Source organism: Spirosoma utsteinense (genome assembly GCF_014282275.1).
GTDB lineage: Bacteria > Bacteroidota > Bacteroidia > Cytophagales > Spirosomataceae > Spirosoma > Spirosoma utsteinense.
Genome location: NZ_VFIA01000020.1, coordinates 70154 through 85002 on the forward strand (window position 1 = coordinate 70154; position 14849 = coordinate 85002).

Annotated in this window: 14 protein-coding genes; 11 read left to right on the forward strand and 3 right to left on the reverse strand. The window is 56.6% G+C overall.

Annotated elements, in window-relative coordinates:
- Positions 1–32: 32 nt before the first annotated feature.
- Together FH603_RS16415 and FH603_RS16420 are read left to right on the forward strand one after the other, a co-directional pair.
- Entirely contained in the window at positions 33–1307 is a 1275-nt protein-coding gene (locus tag FH603_RS16415; RefSeq protein ID WP_186738626.1) for an McrC family protein, read from the forward strand.
- Between the two features lie 110 nt (positions 1308–1417).
- Positions 1418–2749: a gluconate:H+ symporter gene (locus FH603_RS16420; protein WP_186738627.1), complete on the forward strand. Its 1332-nt coding sequence runs from the start codon at positions 1418–1420 to the stop codon at positions 2747–2749.
- Positions 2750–2763: 14 nt separating this feature from the next.
- Here FH603_RS16420 and FH603_RS16425 read toward each other — a convergent pair whose 3' ends face one another.
- Positions 2764–3807, reverse strand: a complete 1044-nt coding sequence (locus FH603_RS16425; protein ID WP_186738628.1) for a cupin domain-containing protein — start codon at positions 3805–3807, stop codon at positions 2764–2766.
- Positions 3808–4147: 340 nt separating this feature from the next.
- Between FH603_RS16425 and FH603_RS16430 the strand changes: the two genes are divergently transcribed.
- The 8 genes from FH603_RS16430 to FH603_RS16465 all read left to right on the forward strand — a co-directional run bounded on the left by FH603_RS16430 (position 4148) and on the right by FH603_RS16465 (position 11904).
- On the forward strand, positions 4148–6241 hold the full coding sequence (locus FH603_RS16430) for a TonB-dependent receptor plug domain-containing protein (RefSeq protein ID WP_186738629.1): 2094 nt from the start codon (positions 4148–4150) through the stop codon (positions 6239–6241).
- 18 nt (positions 6242–6259) lie between these two features.
- Complete coding sequence (locus FH603_RS16435; RefSeq protein ID WP_186738630.1) at positions 6260–6892, forward strand: HmuY family protein; 633 nt, start codon at positions 6260–6262, stop codon at positions 6890–6892.
- Between the two features lie 139 nt (positions 6893–7031).
- Entirely contained in the window at positions 7032–7370 is a 339-nt protein-coding gene (locus tag FH603_RS16440; RefSeq protein WP_186738631.1) for a DUF6686 family protein, read from the forward strand.
- A gap of 10 nt (positions 7371–7380) precedes the next feature.
- The gene (locus FH603_RS16445; protein ID WP_186738632.1) at positions 7381–7731 is read left to right on the forward strand and encodes a hypothetical protein; all 351 of its coding nucleotides are present in this window, start codon (positions 7381–7383) and stop codon (positions 7729–7731) included.
- 361 nt (positions 7732–8092) lie between these two features.
- Positions 8093–8974 (forward strand): heme/hemin ABC transporter substrate-binding protein, encoded by an 882-nt coding sequence (locus FH603_RS16450; RefSeq protein ID WP_186738633.1) that lies wholly within the window; start codon positions 8093–8095, stop codon positions 8972–8974.
- Between the two features lie 3 nt (positions 8975–8977).
- Entirely contained in the window at positions 8978–10066 is a 1089-nt protein-coding gene (locus FH603_RS16455; RefSeq protein ID WP_208493118.1) for a FecCD family ABC transporter permease, read from the forward strand.
- 3 nt (positions 10067–10069) lie between these two features.
- Positions 10070–10882: a heme ABC transporter ATP-binding protein gene (locus FH603_RS16460; RefSeq protein ID WP_186738634.1), complete on the forward strand. Its 813-nt coding sequence runs from the start codon at positions 10070–10072 to the stop codon at positions 10880–10882.
- On the forward strand, positions 10879–11904 hold the full coding sequence (locus tag FH603_RS16465) for a hemin-degrading factor (RefSeq protein ID WP_186738635.1): 1026 nt from the start codon (positions 10879–10881) through the stop codon (positions 11902–11904). The genes FH603_RS16460 and FH603_RS16465 overlap by 4 nt, the downstream gene beginning before the upstream one ends.
- Positions 11905–11932: 28 nt before the next feature.
- Here FH603_RS16465 and FH603_RS16470 read toward each other — a convergent pair whose 3' ends face one another.
- Both FH603_RS16470 and FH603_RS16475 read right to left on the reverse strand, forming a co-directional pair.
- Positions 11933–12853: a helix-turn-helix domain-containing protein gene (locus FH603_RS16470; protein ID WP_186738636.1), complete on the reverse strand. Its 921-nt coding sequence runs from the start codon at positions 12851–12853 to the stop codon at positions 11933–11935.
- A gap of 64 nt (positions 12854–12917) precedes the next feature.
- Complete coding sequence (locus tag FH603_RS16475) at positions 12918–13928, reverse strand: aldo/keto reductase (protein WP_186738637.1); 1011 nt, start codon at positions 13926–13928, stop codon at positions 12918–12920.
- A gap of 173 nt (positions 13929–14101) precedes the next feature.
- Between FH603_RS16475 and FH603_RS16480 the strand changes: the two genes are divergently transcribed.
- A complete protein-coding gene (locus FH603_RS16480; RefSeq protein WP_186738638.1) occupies positions 14102–14767 on the forward strand; it encodes an SGNH/GDSL hydrolase family protein in 666 nt (221 codons plus the stop codon).
- Positions 14768–14849 lie beyond the last annotated feature (82 nt).

A 14849-nucleotide genomic window follows, 5' to 3' on the forward strand; every position in this document is an offset into this window, starting at 1 on the left:
TGGCGCGCCTGGATTCACGTTCGTTTACTGTTATGACTATCCTCTTTTCCGTTACTGAAAATGGCCTGATTGGCAGCGACCTAAATTTTGCCGACCCCGTGCCCGGCCTCGTGCTCGTTCCCGATCAGACCTTTCAGGCGTTGCGTCAACTGGCGTTCGACATGGAAGGGGCCGACGGGTTGCTGACGGTAGTCGTGCAGAAAAAACGCGAGCTTATCCGCATTCGAAACTACGTTGGTCTGTTGCCCCTGCCCAACGGAGCCCAGCTTGAAATTCTGCCTAAAGTCAATCTGGGGTATAACCCCCGGCGGGTGCTGGTCACGATGCTCCGGCGGTTACGCACCAGTCCCTTTCGGCTCGCCAGCCTGGCGCATACCCAGGCAGACAGGCTACCCTTGTGGGACGTGTTTGTGATGGCTTTTCTGGATGCGCTGGAAAGTCTTGTCCGGCAGGGCATGCAGCGCGTCTACGTACCCGTCGAAGCCAACGAGCGATTCTGGAAAGGAACATTTCAGGCAACCCGGCAGCAGCGCGAAAACGCCTACCATGCCGAGCGGCTGGCCGTGCGCTATGATGCATTGACAGCCAACATACCACCTAACCGTATCCTCAAAACGACGGTACAGTTTTTATGCCGGAACACGGTTGGTACCGCTACCCGACAACAGCTGGCCGAACTGCTGTGGGCCCTGGATGAGATACCCGAATCGGTATCGATAGCCGACGATCAACGGGCTACGCGTCGGATGAGCCGGCTGTTTCTGCGCTACGAACCGGCCCTGCGCTGGGCGGAGGCCCTGCTGGCCGGACGGGCGTTTGGGGTTCAGAAGGGCCATACGGTGACTATGTCGCTGCTGTTTCCAATGGAGCGCGTTTTCGAGGATTATGTCGCTTACGGTATCCGAACGTACTGGCCCGACACCGATCGGGTAACGGTACAGGAATCATCGGCCCACCTGGTCGATGAACATGCCGGGACGCCTAAGTTCAAACTCCGGCCCGACATCATCATCCGGCAGGAAGGACGAATACTAATTATGGATACCAAATGGAAGCAGCTGACCGGGAACGAGTCGGGCGGTAATTACGGCATCGAGCAGGCCGATCTGTACCAGCTTTATGCCTATGGGAAAAAGTATACGGCCGATGACCTGTTCCTGATCTATCCTGCCAACGAAACTTTCCAAAAGCCGCTGGCTATATTTGGGTATGATGCCACGACGCGACTGCATGTTGTGCCGTTCGACCCCGCAAACTCACTGGCCGATGAAGTAGAAAAACTCGTTCGGTACACTTTATCGGTGTAAACGCAACAGTCACCGGAGATTTTCAGCGTATAGGGAGCCCCGTTTTCTACGCGATGCACTATGCAATCCAGGCCCTTTCTGCGTTTTATTCGTCTAAACCCCGCCGTCCAATGCCCCTTATTCTGACCTTCGCCGGTATCCTGACCCTGATTTTTCTGATTGCCTATGTCAAGTTAGATACATTCATTTCGTTCATCATCGTATCGGTCGGCATTGGCCTGGCGTCGGGGATGGAGGTAACGGCGGTGGGGAAAGCCATTCAAACGGGCATTGGCAGCACGCTCGGAGACCTGGTGCTTATTATTGGTTTTGGGGCCATGCTGGGGCGTATCGTGGCCGAAAGTGGAGCCGCCCGACAAATCACCAATGTGCTGATCGGCTGGTTTGGGGTTAAAAACATTCGCTGGGGGCTGGCGCTGGCCGGGTTTATCATCGGAATTCCGCTTTTCTATAATGCCGGCTTCATCATTGTCGTCCCCCTGATCTTTACCATTGCCGCTTCGGCGGGGCTACCGATCCTGACGGTGGCTGTTCCCATGCTGTCGGCTTTATCGGTGGCGCATGGCTACCTGCCCCCGCATCCTTCCCCATCGGCTATTGCCGGGCAGCTCCATGCCGACCTCGGAAAGACACTGTTCTATGGCATCATCGTAGCCATTCCGGCCATCGTTATTGCCGGTCCGATTTTTGGTAAGACGCTGGGCCGTTTCACCCCCAAAACCGACCGCGAGCTGTTCAACATCCGCGAAGTACCCACAAGCGACCTGCCCGGCGTGGGCATCAGCTTTTTTGTGGCGTTGCTGCCGGTGGTGTTGCTCACCTTACTGGGTCCGCTCAAAACGGCTCTACCCGAAGGGTCGGCCGTGCGGAGTTTCGTGGCGCTCATGGCCGAGCCTTACATTGGCATGCTGGTGTCGGTGCTGGTAGCGGTGTATACGCTTGGGCTTCGGCGCAACGCATCCGGTCATCGCTCATCGATGAAAGCGGTCATGAAAGACCTCGAAGAAGCCATCAAAGCGGCATCACCCATCCTGCTCGTCATAGCGGGGGCGGGGGCGCTCAAACAGATTTTCAACGACTCCGGCACGAGTCTCTACATTGGCGAACAACTGGCGGGCGTAGAGATGTCGCCCCTGTTGCTGGGCTGGGGAATGGCCGCCGTCATTCGGGTATGTGTGGGTTCGGCCACCGTGGCGGGCCTGACTACGGTGGGTATCATCCTGCCCCTGATCCAGTCGCAGCACGTCAACCCCGAACTGATGGTGCTGGCGATCGGATCGGGAAGTTTAATGCTCTCGCACATCAACGACGCCGGTTTCTGGCTCTTCAAGGAATACTTCAACCTCAGCATCAACGACACCCTGCGCACCTGGACGGTGATGGAAACGCTGGTATCGATCATTGGCCTGCTGGGTGTGCTGGCGCTGAATTTAATCGTGTGAGCAAGGGCCGGCTCTTATTTTTTTGATGCGAATTTCCCGGCCAGCCAGAATGAAAGCCGAACGCCAGTAGCCTGAAGGGGATTCATGGAGTTGTCGGGCGGTGGTGACACGAAGTATAGATCAAGCTGACCATATTGCCTGAGAACCCGGTCGATGCGAACAGGCCCCGGTTCCTGAGGCAGGATGCCGGTTGGATGAGGGGTGCAGATGGCATCGAAAAAAGGTTCGAACAGGCCCGGAGTCAGCAGGCCCACAAATCGGGTATAGGGGCTATCCAGTCGATAGGAATGTTTCGTATAGGGCGGAACATGCAGAAAATCGCCGGGGTTTAGTGGCACAGGTTCGCCTTCATTCCACATGGTCATATTTCCTTCCAGCGCAAAGAAGCATTCCGTATGAAGCTTGTGGTAATGTTGAATAATCGCATTGCCTTTTGGTCCCTGGGTCAGGACGACCAAAAACTGACCGTCTGTATTGTTTTGTCTAGCCAGAAACGTCTGTAACTGGTCTTCCAGGATTAAATGCTCGCCCCCACCTTTACCGATAGCATAGGGTTGCGTACCATCCGGGCGCGTTATCGGGCCAACTTTTTCAGCAGGTAAGGCGGCTTGAAACCCGTCGACCAACTGAAAGTCTACCTCATCAGAAACGCTGTATACGTCTTCCTTTCCAGCCTTTTCGTTTTGTGATAGCGCATTGAAAAGCGAAGCGACTCCCCCCGGTCCTGAGAAGTACAATGCCTTTGTCGCTGGACTAACGTACTCGATCTGATGCGCAATGCCCTTTGGGATATGCCCAAAATCGCCCTCTTTAAGATGAAACGTTTTGTCAGCAAAGCCTAAAAGAAGTTCGCCTGACAGCACGAATAGGCTTTTGTGTGTCTTTACGTGCCTATGGGGTGGCAGCTTGAACCCCGCTGCTGCCAGTACCGTAACGATTTCAACTAATTCAGCAGATTGATCACGTGTAGCCTTGAGCGTTATCTCGGCTTGATGGAACGACAGTTTGTGGCCCTCGTCGGCTTTCAATAAATAGGCAGGGGCGGTAGATTTCTTCATGGGAGGCTAATTGAAATAACAGTTAGGGTGGGAATAAACGATAAAGGTAGCGAAGCAGAATTCTCAAGAACAGGTATACTTTGGCTAATGTCATGCAATACTCAGTGGTCAGCCCGAAATTCTGGTCAGGAGTACAGGGCATTAGCACCATGATCTCCTTGTTAAGTCAAAAGCCTGTGCAGCAATAGATTCTATTATCGGCGGCTACCAGCATTGTTTAGGTTCGCTGTATATTAGAAGAAAAGCGCTGTTTAGATATATTCTAAATAAGATCTATATTTATTTGGATCAAATATAAATAAGGGCTACGTTTGCAGCGAACCTTCCAATTCGCTCTGCTATGCTCGTGGCTTTACTCTTCCTTTCGGTGCAACAGCCCGCCCTACAGCCGCCCGATTCAGTCCGGGTCAAACAGCTCGATGCGGTGGTGGTAACGGCAACCCGAACAGAACGGCGGGTAGGGTCGCTGCCCATGCCGGTGACGGTCATTGGCCAGCCTCAGATCCGGCAGTCGGGAAGTCTCCGGCTCAACGATATCCTGCGGGAGCAAACGGGTCTGGCTATTGTCAACGACCACGGGCAGGGTCTCCAGGTGCAGGGCTTTGGTCCGGATTATACCTTGATTCTGGTCGATGGAGAACCGCTGGTAGGCCGTACCGCCGGGACGCTGGAACTGAGTCGGCTAACGGTCGGGAATATCAAACAGATCGAGATCGTTAAAGGGCCTTCATCGAGCCTGTACGGTTCGGAAGCGCTGGCGGGAGTGGTCAATATCATCACGGAAAATCCGGACCGGACGCAGGGGAGCGTGGCGGCCCGCTACGGAGCCAACCGCAGCAGCGACCTGACGGGCGACGTTTCGCTTCGAAAAGGAAAAACCGGCCTGTACCTGTTCGATAACCGATACCAGTCGGGTGGGTACGATTTCAGTCCCGAAACGGCCGGTAACACGGTGTCGCCCTTTCTCAACCACACTGTCAGCGGTCGACTGACCACCGCTTTCGGTTCGCGGTTAAAGCTAAGCGTGTCGGGCCGGTTCTTTGCCGAACAGCAGGATAACGCCTTCAGCCTGACCGACCAGCGGGTGGTGTCGGGAGACGGCGCGGTGCGTGAATACACCATCAACCCCGTACTAACGCATCAGGCATCCGACAACTGGAAATTTACCTACCGCTATTACCGGACCGGCTACCGAACAACTACGGCTCTGCGCTATCAGGACACCCGCGAGGCTTACGACGACAGCTATTTTCGGCAGACCTTCGACCGGGGGGAGGTCGTGTCGGAGCGAACCATTCGAAATCGCCATTTTCTGACGGTGGGTGCCGGGTTTATTGCCGAGGGCGTTGAGGCCACCCGCTACCCGGGCCGGCAGCAGTTTACGACCCGTTACGGATTTGCGCAGTTCGAGTGGGTCCCTGCCCAGCGGTTTACCCTCATTGCGGGCGGGCGTTTCGATGCCCACAGTCAATATGCCGAGCAATTCAGCCCCAAACTGTCGGCCCGGTACGAACTGAGTCAGACGGTAGCCTTGCGGGGGAGCGCCGGGGTGGGGTTCAAAGCGCCCGACTTCCGACAGCTCTACCTCAATTTCGATAATGCGGTGGTGGGCTACAGCGTCTTTGGCACCCAGGAAATAGCCACCAGTATAGCCCGGTTGCAGCAGCAGGGGCAAATCGCCGAGTTGCTGCTCGATCCTGCCCGCTTCGGCAGTATCCGGGCCGAAAGCTCCGTGGCGGTTAACCTGGGAGCCGTGGCCGACTTTCAGAAAAAATACAGCCTGCCGCTTCGCCTGTCGGTGAACCTGTTTCGCAACGACATTCGTGACCTGATCGAAACCCAGGTGGTGGCCCGCAAGACCAATGGGCAGAACGTGTTCAGCTATACCAACCTGAGCCGGGTGTTCACGCAGGGGGCTGAACTGGACGGCAGCTACCGATTCACGCTGGGATCTGGCCAGCTGACGCTCAGCAGCGGCTACCAGTTTCTTGATGCCAGAGATAAAGCCGTGACCGCCAGCATCCGTGCCGGACAGCTTTTTCGGCGTAACCCTGAAACAGGGCTTACCGAGCGCGTACGGCTGGCCGATTATGGGGGTCTGCTGAACCGGTCGCGACACATGGCCAACGGGAAAGTGTTTTACGAACTACCCCGGCAGGGACTGTCAGCATCGCTGCGGGGCGTGTATCGAAGTCGGTACGGTTTTGCCGATGCGAATGGCAACCTGATTCTGGATGAGGCCGGCGAGTATGTTCCCGGTTACATTACGTGGCATGCCACCGTTTCCAAAACCATCAAAATGATCACCATCCAGGCGGGCGTAGACAACCTGACGGGCTATACCGATCCTCAGTTTATCCCGTCGCTGGCGGGGCGGCTGTGGTACGCCAGTCTGCGCTGGGCCTGGGCCCGTCAATCAAGCATTTCCCATTAAGTCAATTTTTTACTTCCTATGAAAATCACGTACCAGATTCTGCTCTTCACCGCTTCGCTTGCCACCCTCACTGCCTGTGCTTCCGATGACGACGCCCCTGTCGTTCTGCCCGTTCAGGCACAGACGGTGAATAACCTGCCCGCCGACCCAACGACGCCCAGCTCGACAACGGGCCAGCCGCCCCTGAGCACCGGCAAATTCACCCTGTACAATCTCCGCGACAACAAAACCGTTGCCAATACCGATTCGGCTACCAACCGTTGGGACGTTGGGTTTCGGGGCACGACCGTCATTATCAACGGCGGGGCTGTCCGCTCTGGGCAGGGTGGGGCCTATGTGCATACCGGCACCTTTGAGGAGCTGACTGCCATACCGGCTACCGCCACCTTCGCTCAGGATCAAAGCGCTACGTCGCTGGCCATACCAACCGGTTCAGGGCTGGGGTGGTACAATTACAATTCGACAAACAACATCATTACGCCGGTACCGGGCCGGGTGCTGGTGATCAGAACGGGCGATGGTAAATACGCCAAACTGGAGATACTGAGTTATTACGAAAACGCCCCGGCCACTCCTGGCGCTACCAGCCGCTCCCGCTTTTATACCTTCCGATATGTATACCAGCCCGACGGTTCCACAAAACTGAATTAATCAGCCCGTCGGCGCTTACCCCCAAGTCCTCAGCGTGGCGACCGGGCCATAGGTATCGGCTCGGTTGCCCGCTCAGGCACAATAACAGGTAAATCACTGTCCAACTAACTAACCGGCTCAACGGCCAGCCTCAACCGGTATGGAACACACACATCGCTTCAGAACTTTTGCGGAAAACGAATTCGGGTACCTCGGCATGTGTGCCAGCTGCCGTACCATCAACGTGGCGTTTCAGAATTCACTCTTCTGTCTGACCCTCGACCAGTTCGAGGCCTTTGCCGAGATGATGCACAACCGGCTATCGATGCGGCCCATCAACACCCCACACGGGAAGGAGCTGATGCTGGCTACGCCGATGCCCAATTACTTTCTGCTGTTTTCCGACGAGGACCTGACGCGCCTGTGTGCCCTGCTCAGCGAAGCGGCCCCTATTCTGGAAGCCGAGCGTATCCTGACGGTAAGCCATCGACTGAACTAACCTGATCGCTATGAACGCTACCCCACATCCTTCACACCGCATCCTGGTAAATGAACCCGGTCTGCTGCTGGCTCAGTGCCGCTGTTGCGGAGAGATTGAGCTGTACTTCCAGACGATCACCATGGCGCTGAACCTGACGGAACTGTATGCGCTGATCCGGCGTCTCGATACCCTGTCTACGGCCAGCCGCTATGTAGTTGGCCTGCTCGACGTACGGGATACGGTCGTACGGGCCGGTTTTCAGGCGATCGGCCTGCACCTGACCGAAGGCGAACGCGATCAACTGGCGCGCGGCCTGAATCTGGCCTGCCTTCGACTCGATATGGACTTGCTGACGAAGGGCCGGCTTTCATCCAATTGATACAGCCATGAAAGAGACTACCGAACCGCTCTACCGCAGTTGCTACAGTCGTATGGACTATTGCCCGGAGCAGGGAGGATTCTGGCTGACGTTTGGCGAGATCCAAATCTGGCTTTGAGCCTGTTCAAGAACACGGCAGGGAGTAGCCGGTTGTAGCCCGGTCGGGTATATCCTGGACGGCCACGTCCGGGTAAGCGTATACCGTTTACATCGCTTCGCCATTGGCGGTTCTGGTCCCCTCGCTGGCAAATCCAGTCCGGCAAGAAAAAACTATTTCTACCCGGACGTGGCCGTCCAGGCTACACCCGACCTGAACGACAATCAATTTCGACTAAAAACCAATCGTTAACACTCACTACAGATGAATGAAATACATCAACTAAAGTCTGGCTTCCGGCTATTCCGGCTCAGCTATCTGGCTTGCCTTTTTGGTTTGCTGACGGCTGCCGGGCCAGCGTATGCGCAGGCCCCGCCCCGGATCGTTTCGCTCGATGGAACGGTAAGTGAAATTTTGTGTGACCTGGGTTTACAGGCCCGGCTGGTGGGGGTCGACGTGACCAGCACCTACCCCGAAAGTCTGCAAAAACTGCCAAAAGTGGGCCATAACCGGAACATCTCCGCCGAGGGGGTGCTGGCTCAGAAACCGACGCTCGTGCTGACCACCGAAAAGGCCGGCACCAAAGCCGAAGTGCTAGACCAGCTTCGCGCTGCGGGCGTTCAGGTGATTACCTTCAAACAGGAGTTCTCTATCGACGGTACGAAGAAGCTTATCACCGACATTGCCACTGCCTGCCGGGTGCCGAGTAAGGCCCGTGCTGTCGTTCGCCGGCTGGAAAGCGACGTGGCGAAGGTGCAAAAAGCGGCTGGCCGTCCCAGGGTGCTGTTCATCTATGCCCGAGGAGTGGGTACGATGTTCGCAGCCGGGCGGGGCACACCAGCCGAAAAAATGATCGAATTGGCGGGGGGGAAGAATGCGACGCCCCAGTTCGATGATTTCAAACCCCTCACCACCGAAGCCCTGGTGGCTGCTAACCCTGATGTGATACTGCTCTTCGATAGTGGTCTCGAAAGTCTGGGTGGGGCTGATGGGTTGCTGAACGTGCCGGGTGTAGCCCAGACCAATGCCGGGAAAGCCAAACGATTCGTAACGATGGATGGTCACCTGCTGACCGGGTTCACTCCCCGGCTGGGTAAGGCCATCGATGAACTGGCCCGCAAACTAAGCCCCCTCAGCACACTTTAACTCATGGAAGCTAAAATCCTTAGGGCCCCTTCGCTACCCCGACCGACCGGTACTGTCGCTACCCTGCACCGGCCCTGGCTTATCGCTGCCCTCGTCGCTGGTCTGGTCCTGACAGTGTTGCTCTCGGTTGGGGTAGGAGCTGTCGCGATTTCGCCCGTGGAGGTACTCGCCATTCTGGGGCATTCGCTGGGCCTGACCGATGCCATCGACGAAACAAAGACGGTGATCCTGACCACTATCCGTCTACCCCGCGTTTGTCTCGGCCTGCTCATCGGAGCGGGGCTGGCCGTGGCGGGTGCCGCCATGCAGGGTCTATTTCGCAACCCGCTGGCCGACCCCGGACTGATTGGTATTTCGTCGGGGGCTTCGCTGGCTGCCGTCGGGATGATCGTGCTGGAGGTAACGGTATTTCAGAAACTGACCGGTTTGCTGGGTTACTACGCCCTTTCGCTGGTGGCGTTTGGCGGAGCCTGCGGAACGGCACTGCTCGTATATCGGCTGGCGCGGGTAGCGGGCCGGTCGGTGGTGACGACCATGTTGCTGGCGGGGATTGCGATCAACGCGCTGGCGGGTGCGCTGACGGGTCTGCTGACGTATACGGCTACCGATGAGCAGCTGCGTACCATCACTTTCTGGGCGCTGGGTAGCCTGGGCGGGGCCAGCTGGACAACCGTGCTGACGTTGTTGCCGTTTATAATGGTGGTGGTCCTGGGGTTGCCCCGGCTGGCTAAATCGCTGAACCTGCTGGCCCTTGGCGAAAGCCAGGCCGTTATGCTGGGTGTGAATATTACGGGCCTTAAACGCCGGATCATCGTCCTGGCGACGCTGGCTGTCGGTTCGTCGGTGGCGGTGGCAGGCATGATCGGGTTCGTGGGCCTGGTGATTCCGCACCTGATCCGGCTGGTGGCCGGTTCCGACCACCGACGGGTGCTGATCGGGTCGGCACTGGGGGGCGCTATCGTCCTGACGGCCGCCGACGCGCTGGCCCGAACCATCGTAGCCCCGGCCGAGCTACCCATCGGTATTTTGACGGCGCTGCTGGGTACACCCGTTTTTCTGTGGATGCTGATCAATGAACGAACAACGACCTGAGCCATGCTACAAGCCTCCCATGTTTCCTATACCATTGCGTCCCGGACGTTGCTGAACGACGTTTCGTTTCATGCCCGGGCGGGTGAACTGCTGGCCATTGTCGGACCTAACGGCGCGGGAAAGTCCACGCTGCTTAAACTCTGTGCACGCGAGATGGCCCCGGCTTCGGGCTCGATCGATGTGCTGGGCAAACCGCTGCGTGGGTATGCCGGTGAGCAACTGGCCCTTTTTCGGGGGATGCTGCATCAGCAAAATACACTGACTTTTCCGTTTCGGGTAGGCGAACTGGTGTTGATGGGCCGTTATCCACATTATGGAGCCTACCCGGCTGCTGCCGATTATGCCATTGCCGAAGCGGCCCTGGACACGGTAGGTATGCGTCCCTTCAGTAACCGGATCGTGTCTACGCTGTCGGGTGGGGAGCAGCAGCGGGTGCAGCTGGCGCGGGTGCTGGCCCAGATCTGGGACGTGCCGGATGGCCTGCTGCTGCTCGACGAGCCGACTACGGGTCTGGACCTGCTCCATCAGCACCAACTGCTGGACGTTGCCCGTCAGATGGCCCGCCGGGGGTATGCCGTGGTAGCAGTACTGCACGACCTGAACATGGCCGCCCAATATGCCGACCAGATCCTGATGCTTCGGAACGGGCGACGGGAAGCGTATGGGACTCCGCGCACCGTGCTCACCGCTCCGCTCGTTGAGCGGGTGTTTGGCCTGCCGGTGCAGTTGCTCGATAATCCCTGCCACCATTGTCCGCTGATTGTTCCGATACCTATATTTCAACCGGCTTTTAGCCACTACTCCAGTAACACATGACTACTGACACGATCTCTCTGAAAACGCGCTGGTCCGACTTTCGCCAGCAACAACCAAACGTGCGTATCCGCGATGCTGCCCGGCAACTGGGGGTGAGCGAAGCCGAACTCCTTGTCACAGGCGTGGGCGAAACGGTTGTCCGGCTGGCTGGCGATTTCCGCGAGCTGCTCCGGGAAGTGCCCACGCTGGGCTACGTGATGGCCCTTACCCGCAACGATGTGCTGGTTCACGAACGAAAGGGCGTGTATGAAAAGGTATCCCTCAGCAATCACATGGGGCTGGTTCTGGGTCCCGATATTGATCTTCGGTTGTTTATGCAGCGCTGGCAATGGGGATTCGCGGTGAACGAAAACGACCGGCGGAGTCTCCAGTTTTTCGATGCCCAGGGTGAAGCCATCCATAAAATCTACCTCACCGAACAGTCTGAGGGAGTCGCTTACCAGACCCTTGTAACCAAATTCCGGGCCGATGACCAGTCCGAACAGCTGACGGTCGACGCGCCGGTTGGAAAAAGCGACGACACTGCGGATGCGGCTATCGACGTGGCGGGTTTTCAGGCGGGCTGGCTGGCCATGCAGGATACGCATGAGTTCTTTGGACTACTGCGGCAATACGGGGTTGGACGGCAGCAGGGTCTGCGACTGGCCCCCGAAGGGCATGCCCGGCTGCTCTCGCTGGATGTACTGAAACAGGTCTTTGCCACAGCTGCCGACCGGGATGTATCCATTATGGTATTCGTCTCCAACGCGGGATGTATCCAGATTCATACCGGCCCGGTAAAGAAACTGGTGCAGATGGGGCCGTGGTACAATGTGCTCGACCCGGCCTTCAACCTTCACCTGAATGAAACGCTCGTCGGTCAGGTCTGGCTCACGAAGAAACCCACTGCCGACGGCCTCGTAACGGCGCTTGAACTGTTCGACAGGAACGGGCAAAATGTGGCCCTTGTTTTTGGGGAGCGTAAACCCGGCAAACCCGAACTCGAAAGCTGGCGGGCAGTCATCGCCGATGCTGTTCGCTGAATCGGGTTGGGGGGCGGCCTTTAAAGGGTCAGTTGAAGGATTGCCGAAATTCCAGGGGCGACACGCTTGTCTTGCTCTTGAACAACTTGTTGAACGACTGCGGGTATTCAAAACCAAGCTGGTAAGCTATTTCGCTGACGGAGAGCGAGGTGGTCGATAAACGCTCTTTGGCTTTCTCAATCAGCTTGTTGTGGATATGCTGCTGCGCGCTTTGGCCGGTCAGTTTACGGAGCATGTCGCTCAGGTACGGTGGCGAAACATGCAGCTTTTCTGAGAGGTACTGAACGCTTGGAAGCCCTATGTCGGCCACGTTATGCTGGTTGAAATAGTCCGTCAGCAGCGCTTCCAGGCTGGTTAGCAGATCATGGCTGGCGTTTTTGCGGGTGATGAACTGCCGGTTATAAAACCGGTTGGCGTAGTTGAGCAGCAGGTCGATATGGGAAACGATCACGTCCTGGCTGTAACTGTCGATAGACGAGCGGTATTCCTGCTCGATGCTTTGCATGATGGCTGTGATCCGCGCTTCTTCCGTATCGGACAGGTGCAGGGCCTCGTTGACGGCGTATGTGAAAAAGCCGTAGTCCCTGATGCCTTTAGCCAGCTGATAGTGCTGAATAAAATCGGGATGAACGACCAACCAACAGCCCGTCAGTGCCATGTCTTCAGGAGAGACCACCGAGATGACCTGACCCGGCGAAAAAAACGTCATGACGCCTTCATCGAAGTCATAATAGTTCTGGCCGTATTTCAGCTTCCCCGTGAAGTTCTTCTTGATGCAGATCGAGTAGAAATTGTAGATGACACTTTTCATGCTTTCATCGAAATGGCAGGCCACGTCGGCCAGGTTGATGAAACTCACCAGCGGGTGTGCCGGTTTCGGCAGGGCCAATAACCGATGCAGCTCGGAAATCGAGTTGATGGTATAGGGGGTAGTTGTCTCTTTTCTCATCGTCGTATCGGCTTAGAACCCGGGAACGCTCTCGTCAGGATAGCGTTCCCGGTCCATGATAAATCTATTGATCGATCCAGGTCATACCCGTGGCATCATACCGGTCGCCCGTCGAGGTACCTAACGGAATGATAGCCTCCAGTCGTTCCAACTCGTCGGCGGTCAGGGTAATGCTGGCCGCGGCCAGGTTCTGCTCGACGTACGGTACGCGTTTGGTGCCTGGAATCGGTAGCAGTCCTTTCGAGATGACCCAGGCAATAGCCAGTTGCGACGGGGTAATCTGCTTCGTATCGGCCAGCGATTTGATGGCCTCGACGAGTTCGATATTCCGGTAGAAGGCGTCGCCCTGAAACCGGGGAATACCGCGTCTGAAGTCATCGGCCGGAAAGTCGTCCGGACTTTTGATGTCGCCCGAAATAAAGCCCCGGCCCAGGGGTGAATACGCGACGAACCCGATACCCAGCTCTGCCAGCGTCGCTATGATTCCCGACTCCTCCGCGCTGCGCTCAAACAGGGAATACTCCGTTTGTACGGCAGTCAGGGGATGAATTTGGTGGGCCTTCCGGATGGTAGCCGACGACACCTCCGACAGCCCGATGTACCCGATCTTTCCTTCCCTTACCAGATCGGCCATAGCCCCTACGGTCTCTTCGATGGGCGTGTTCGGGTCGAGCCGGTGCAGGTAATACAGGTCGATGTAGTCGGTACCCAGGTTTTTAAGCGACCGTTCGATGGACTTCCTGACGTAGGCTGGCTGGCCGTTGAACTGCCAGGTCAGCTGCTCGTTATCGTCGATCTCGAAGCCGAACTTACTGGCGATGATGTACTGATTTCGGTTGCCACGGATGGCTTTGGCAATCAGGCGTTCGTTGTGCATCGGACCATAGAGGTCGGCCGTGTCCAGAAAATTGCCGCCCAGCTCCAGCGACCGGTGGATGGTGGCAATGGATTCGGCTTCGTCGGCTTTTCCGTACACATCGGCCCCGGCGATCTGGGTCATACCCATGCAGCCAAGCCCTACCGCCGGAACCACAAGGCCCTGGCTACCTAGATTTGTTTTTTGAAGACTGTTCATTTCTTACTGAGTTTGTGTGTCATTTTCTTCCTGCACAAAGGTCAGTGGGTCCACCCCCGGAAAAGTAGCTGAATCGCGGGTTGTTGTATCCAGAATGAAGAAGCGCCCGGTAATCTGTCCGACAACCGCCTGCGGGGATGAGTAATGCCTAAACGTTCGATCCTTTAGACACCATGACTCTATTCTATCGCGTTCTATCGCTTCTGTGTATCGCCGGTCTGCTCGCTATGAGCGCGGCCAAACCGACCCGTGTCGTTTTCTTCGGCGACTCCATCACCCAGGCAGGTGTCAATCCGGGTGGGTACATCGATAAACTGAAAAAAATGATCCCCGCCGACCAGTACGAATTTATCGGAGCGGGCATTGGTGGTAACAAGATCTATGACCTGTTTCTCCGCATGGACGATGATGTGCTGGCCCAGAAACCCGACGTCGTGGTGATCTGGGTAGGTGTCAACGATGTCTGGCATAAGGCCACGTCGGGCACCGGCACCGATCCCGATAAGTTCGTGAAGTTCTACGAAGCGGTGGTGAAGAAGTTACAGGCCGCCAATATCCGGGTAGTGTTATGTACGCCAGCTGCCATCGGTGAAAAGACCGATATGACCAATCAGCAGGATGGCGACCTGAACCAGTACAGCCAGTTTATCCGCGATATGGCCAAAAAACAGAACCTGCCACTCGTCGATTTGCGCAAGGCCTTTCAGGAGTACGATCTGAAAAATAACCCGGACAACAAAGACCGGGGCATCCTGACCACCGACCGGGTCCACCTCAACGAAACGGGCAATCAATTTGTGGCCGATCAGATGAAGCTGGTGCTGACAGCCGCCAAATAGTACCGAAATTTTCGCTTTAGCCGAAATAGACGTTAACCCGACGGGCCTGGTTTCTGCCAGGCCCGTCGTTGTTTTATGCCTT

Coding starts and splice junctions, on each gene's coding strand:
- FH603_RS16465 (WP_186738635.1), top strand. CDS start 10,879: ATGACTACTGACACGATCTCTCTGAAAACGCGCTGGTCCGACTTTCGC.
- FH603_RS16455 (WP_208493118.1), top strand. CDS start 8,978: ATGGAAGCTAAAATCCTTAGGGCCCCTTCGCTACCCCGACCGACCGGT.
- FH603_RS16420 (WP_186738627.1), top strand. CDS start 1,418: ATGCCCCTTATTCTGACCTTCGCCGGTATCCTGACCCTGATTTTTCTG.
- FH603_RS16445 (WP_186738632.1), top strand. CDS start 7,381: ATGAACGCTACCCCACATCCTTCACACCGCATCCTGGTAAATGAACCC.
- FH603_RS16415 (WP_186738626.1), top strand. CDS start 33: ATGACTATCCTCTTTTCCGTTACTGAAAATGGCCTGATTGGCAGCGAC.
- FH603_RS16480 (WP_186738638.1), top strand. CDS start 14,102: ATGACTCTATTCTATCGCGTTCTATCGCTTCTGTGTATCGCCGGTCTG.
- FH603_RS16425 (WP_186738628.1), bottom strand. CDS start 3,807: ATGAAGAAATCTACCGCCCCTGCCTATTTATTGAAAGCCGACGAGGGC.
- FH603_RS16440 (WP_186738631.1), top strand. CDS start 7,032: ATGGAACACACACATCGCTTCAGAACTTTTGCGGAAAACGAATTCGGG.
- FH603_RS16460 (WP_186738634.1), top strand. CDS start 10,070: ATGCTACAAGCCTCCCATGTTTCCTATACCATTGCGTCCCGGACGTTG.
- FH603_RS16450 (WP_186738633.1), top strand. CDS start 8,093: ATGAATGAAATACATCAACTAAAGTCTGGCTTCCGGCTATTCCGGCTC.
- FH603_RS16475 (WP_186738637.1), bottom strand. CDS start 13,928: ATGAACAGTCTTCAAAAAACAAATCTAGGTAGCCAGGGCCTTGTGGTT.
- FH603_RS16435 (WP_186738630.1), top strand. CDS start 6,260: ATGAAAATCACGTACCAGATTCTGCTCTTCACCGCTTCGCTTGCCACC.
- FH603_RS16470 (WP_186738636.1), bottom strand. CDS start 12,853: ATGAGAAAAGAGACAACTACCCCCTATACCATCAACTCGATTTCCGAG.
- FH603_RS16430 (WP_186738629.1), top strand. CDS start 4,148: ATGCTCGTGGCTTTACTCTTCCTTTCGGTGCAACAGCCCGCCCTACAG.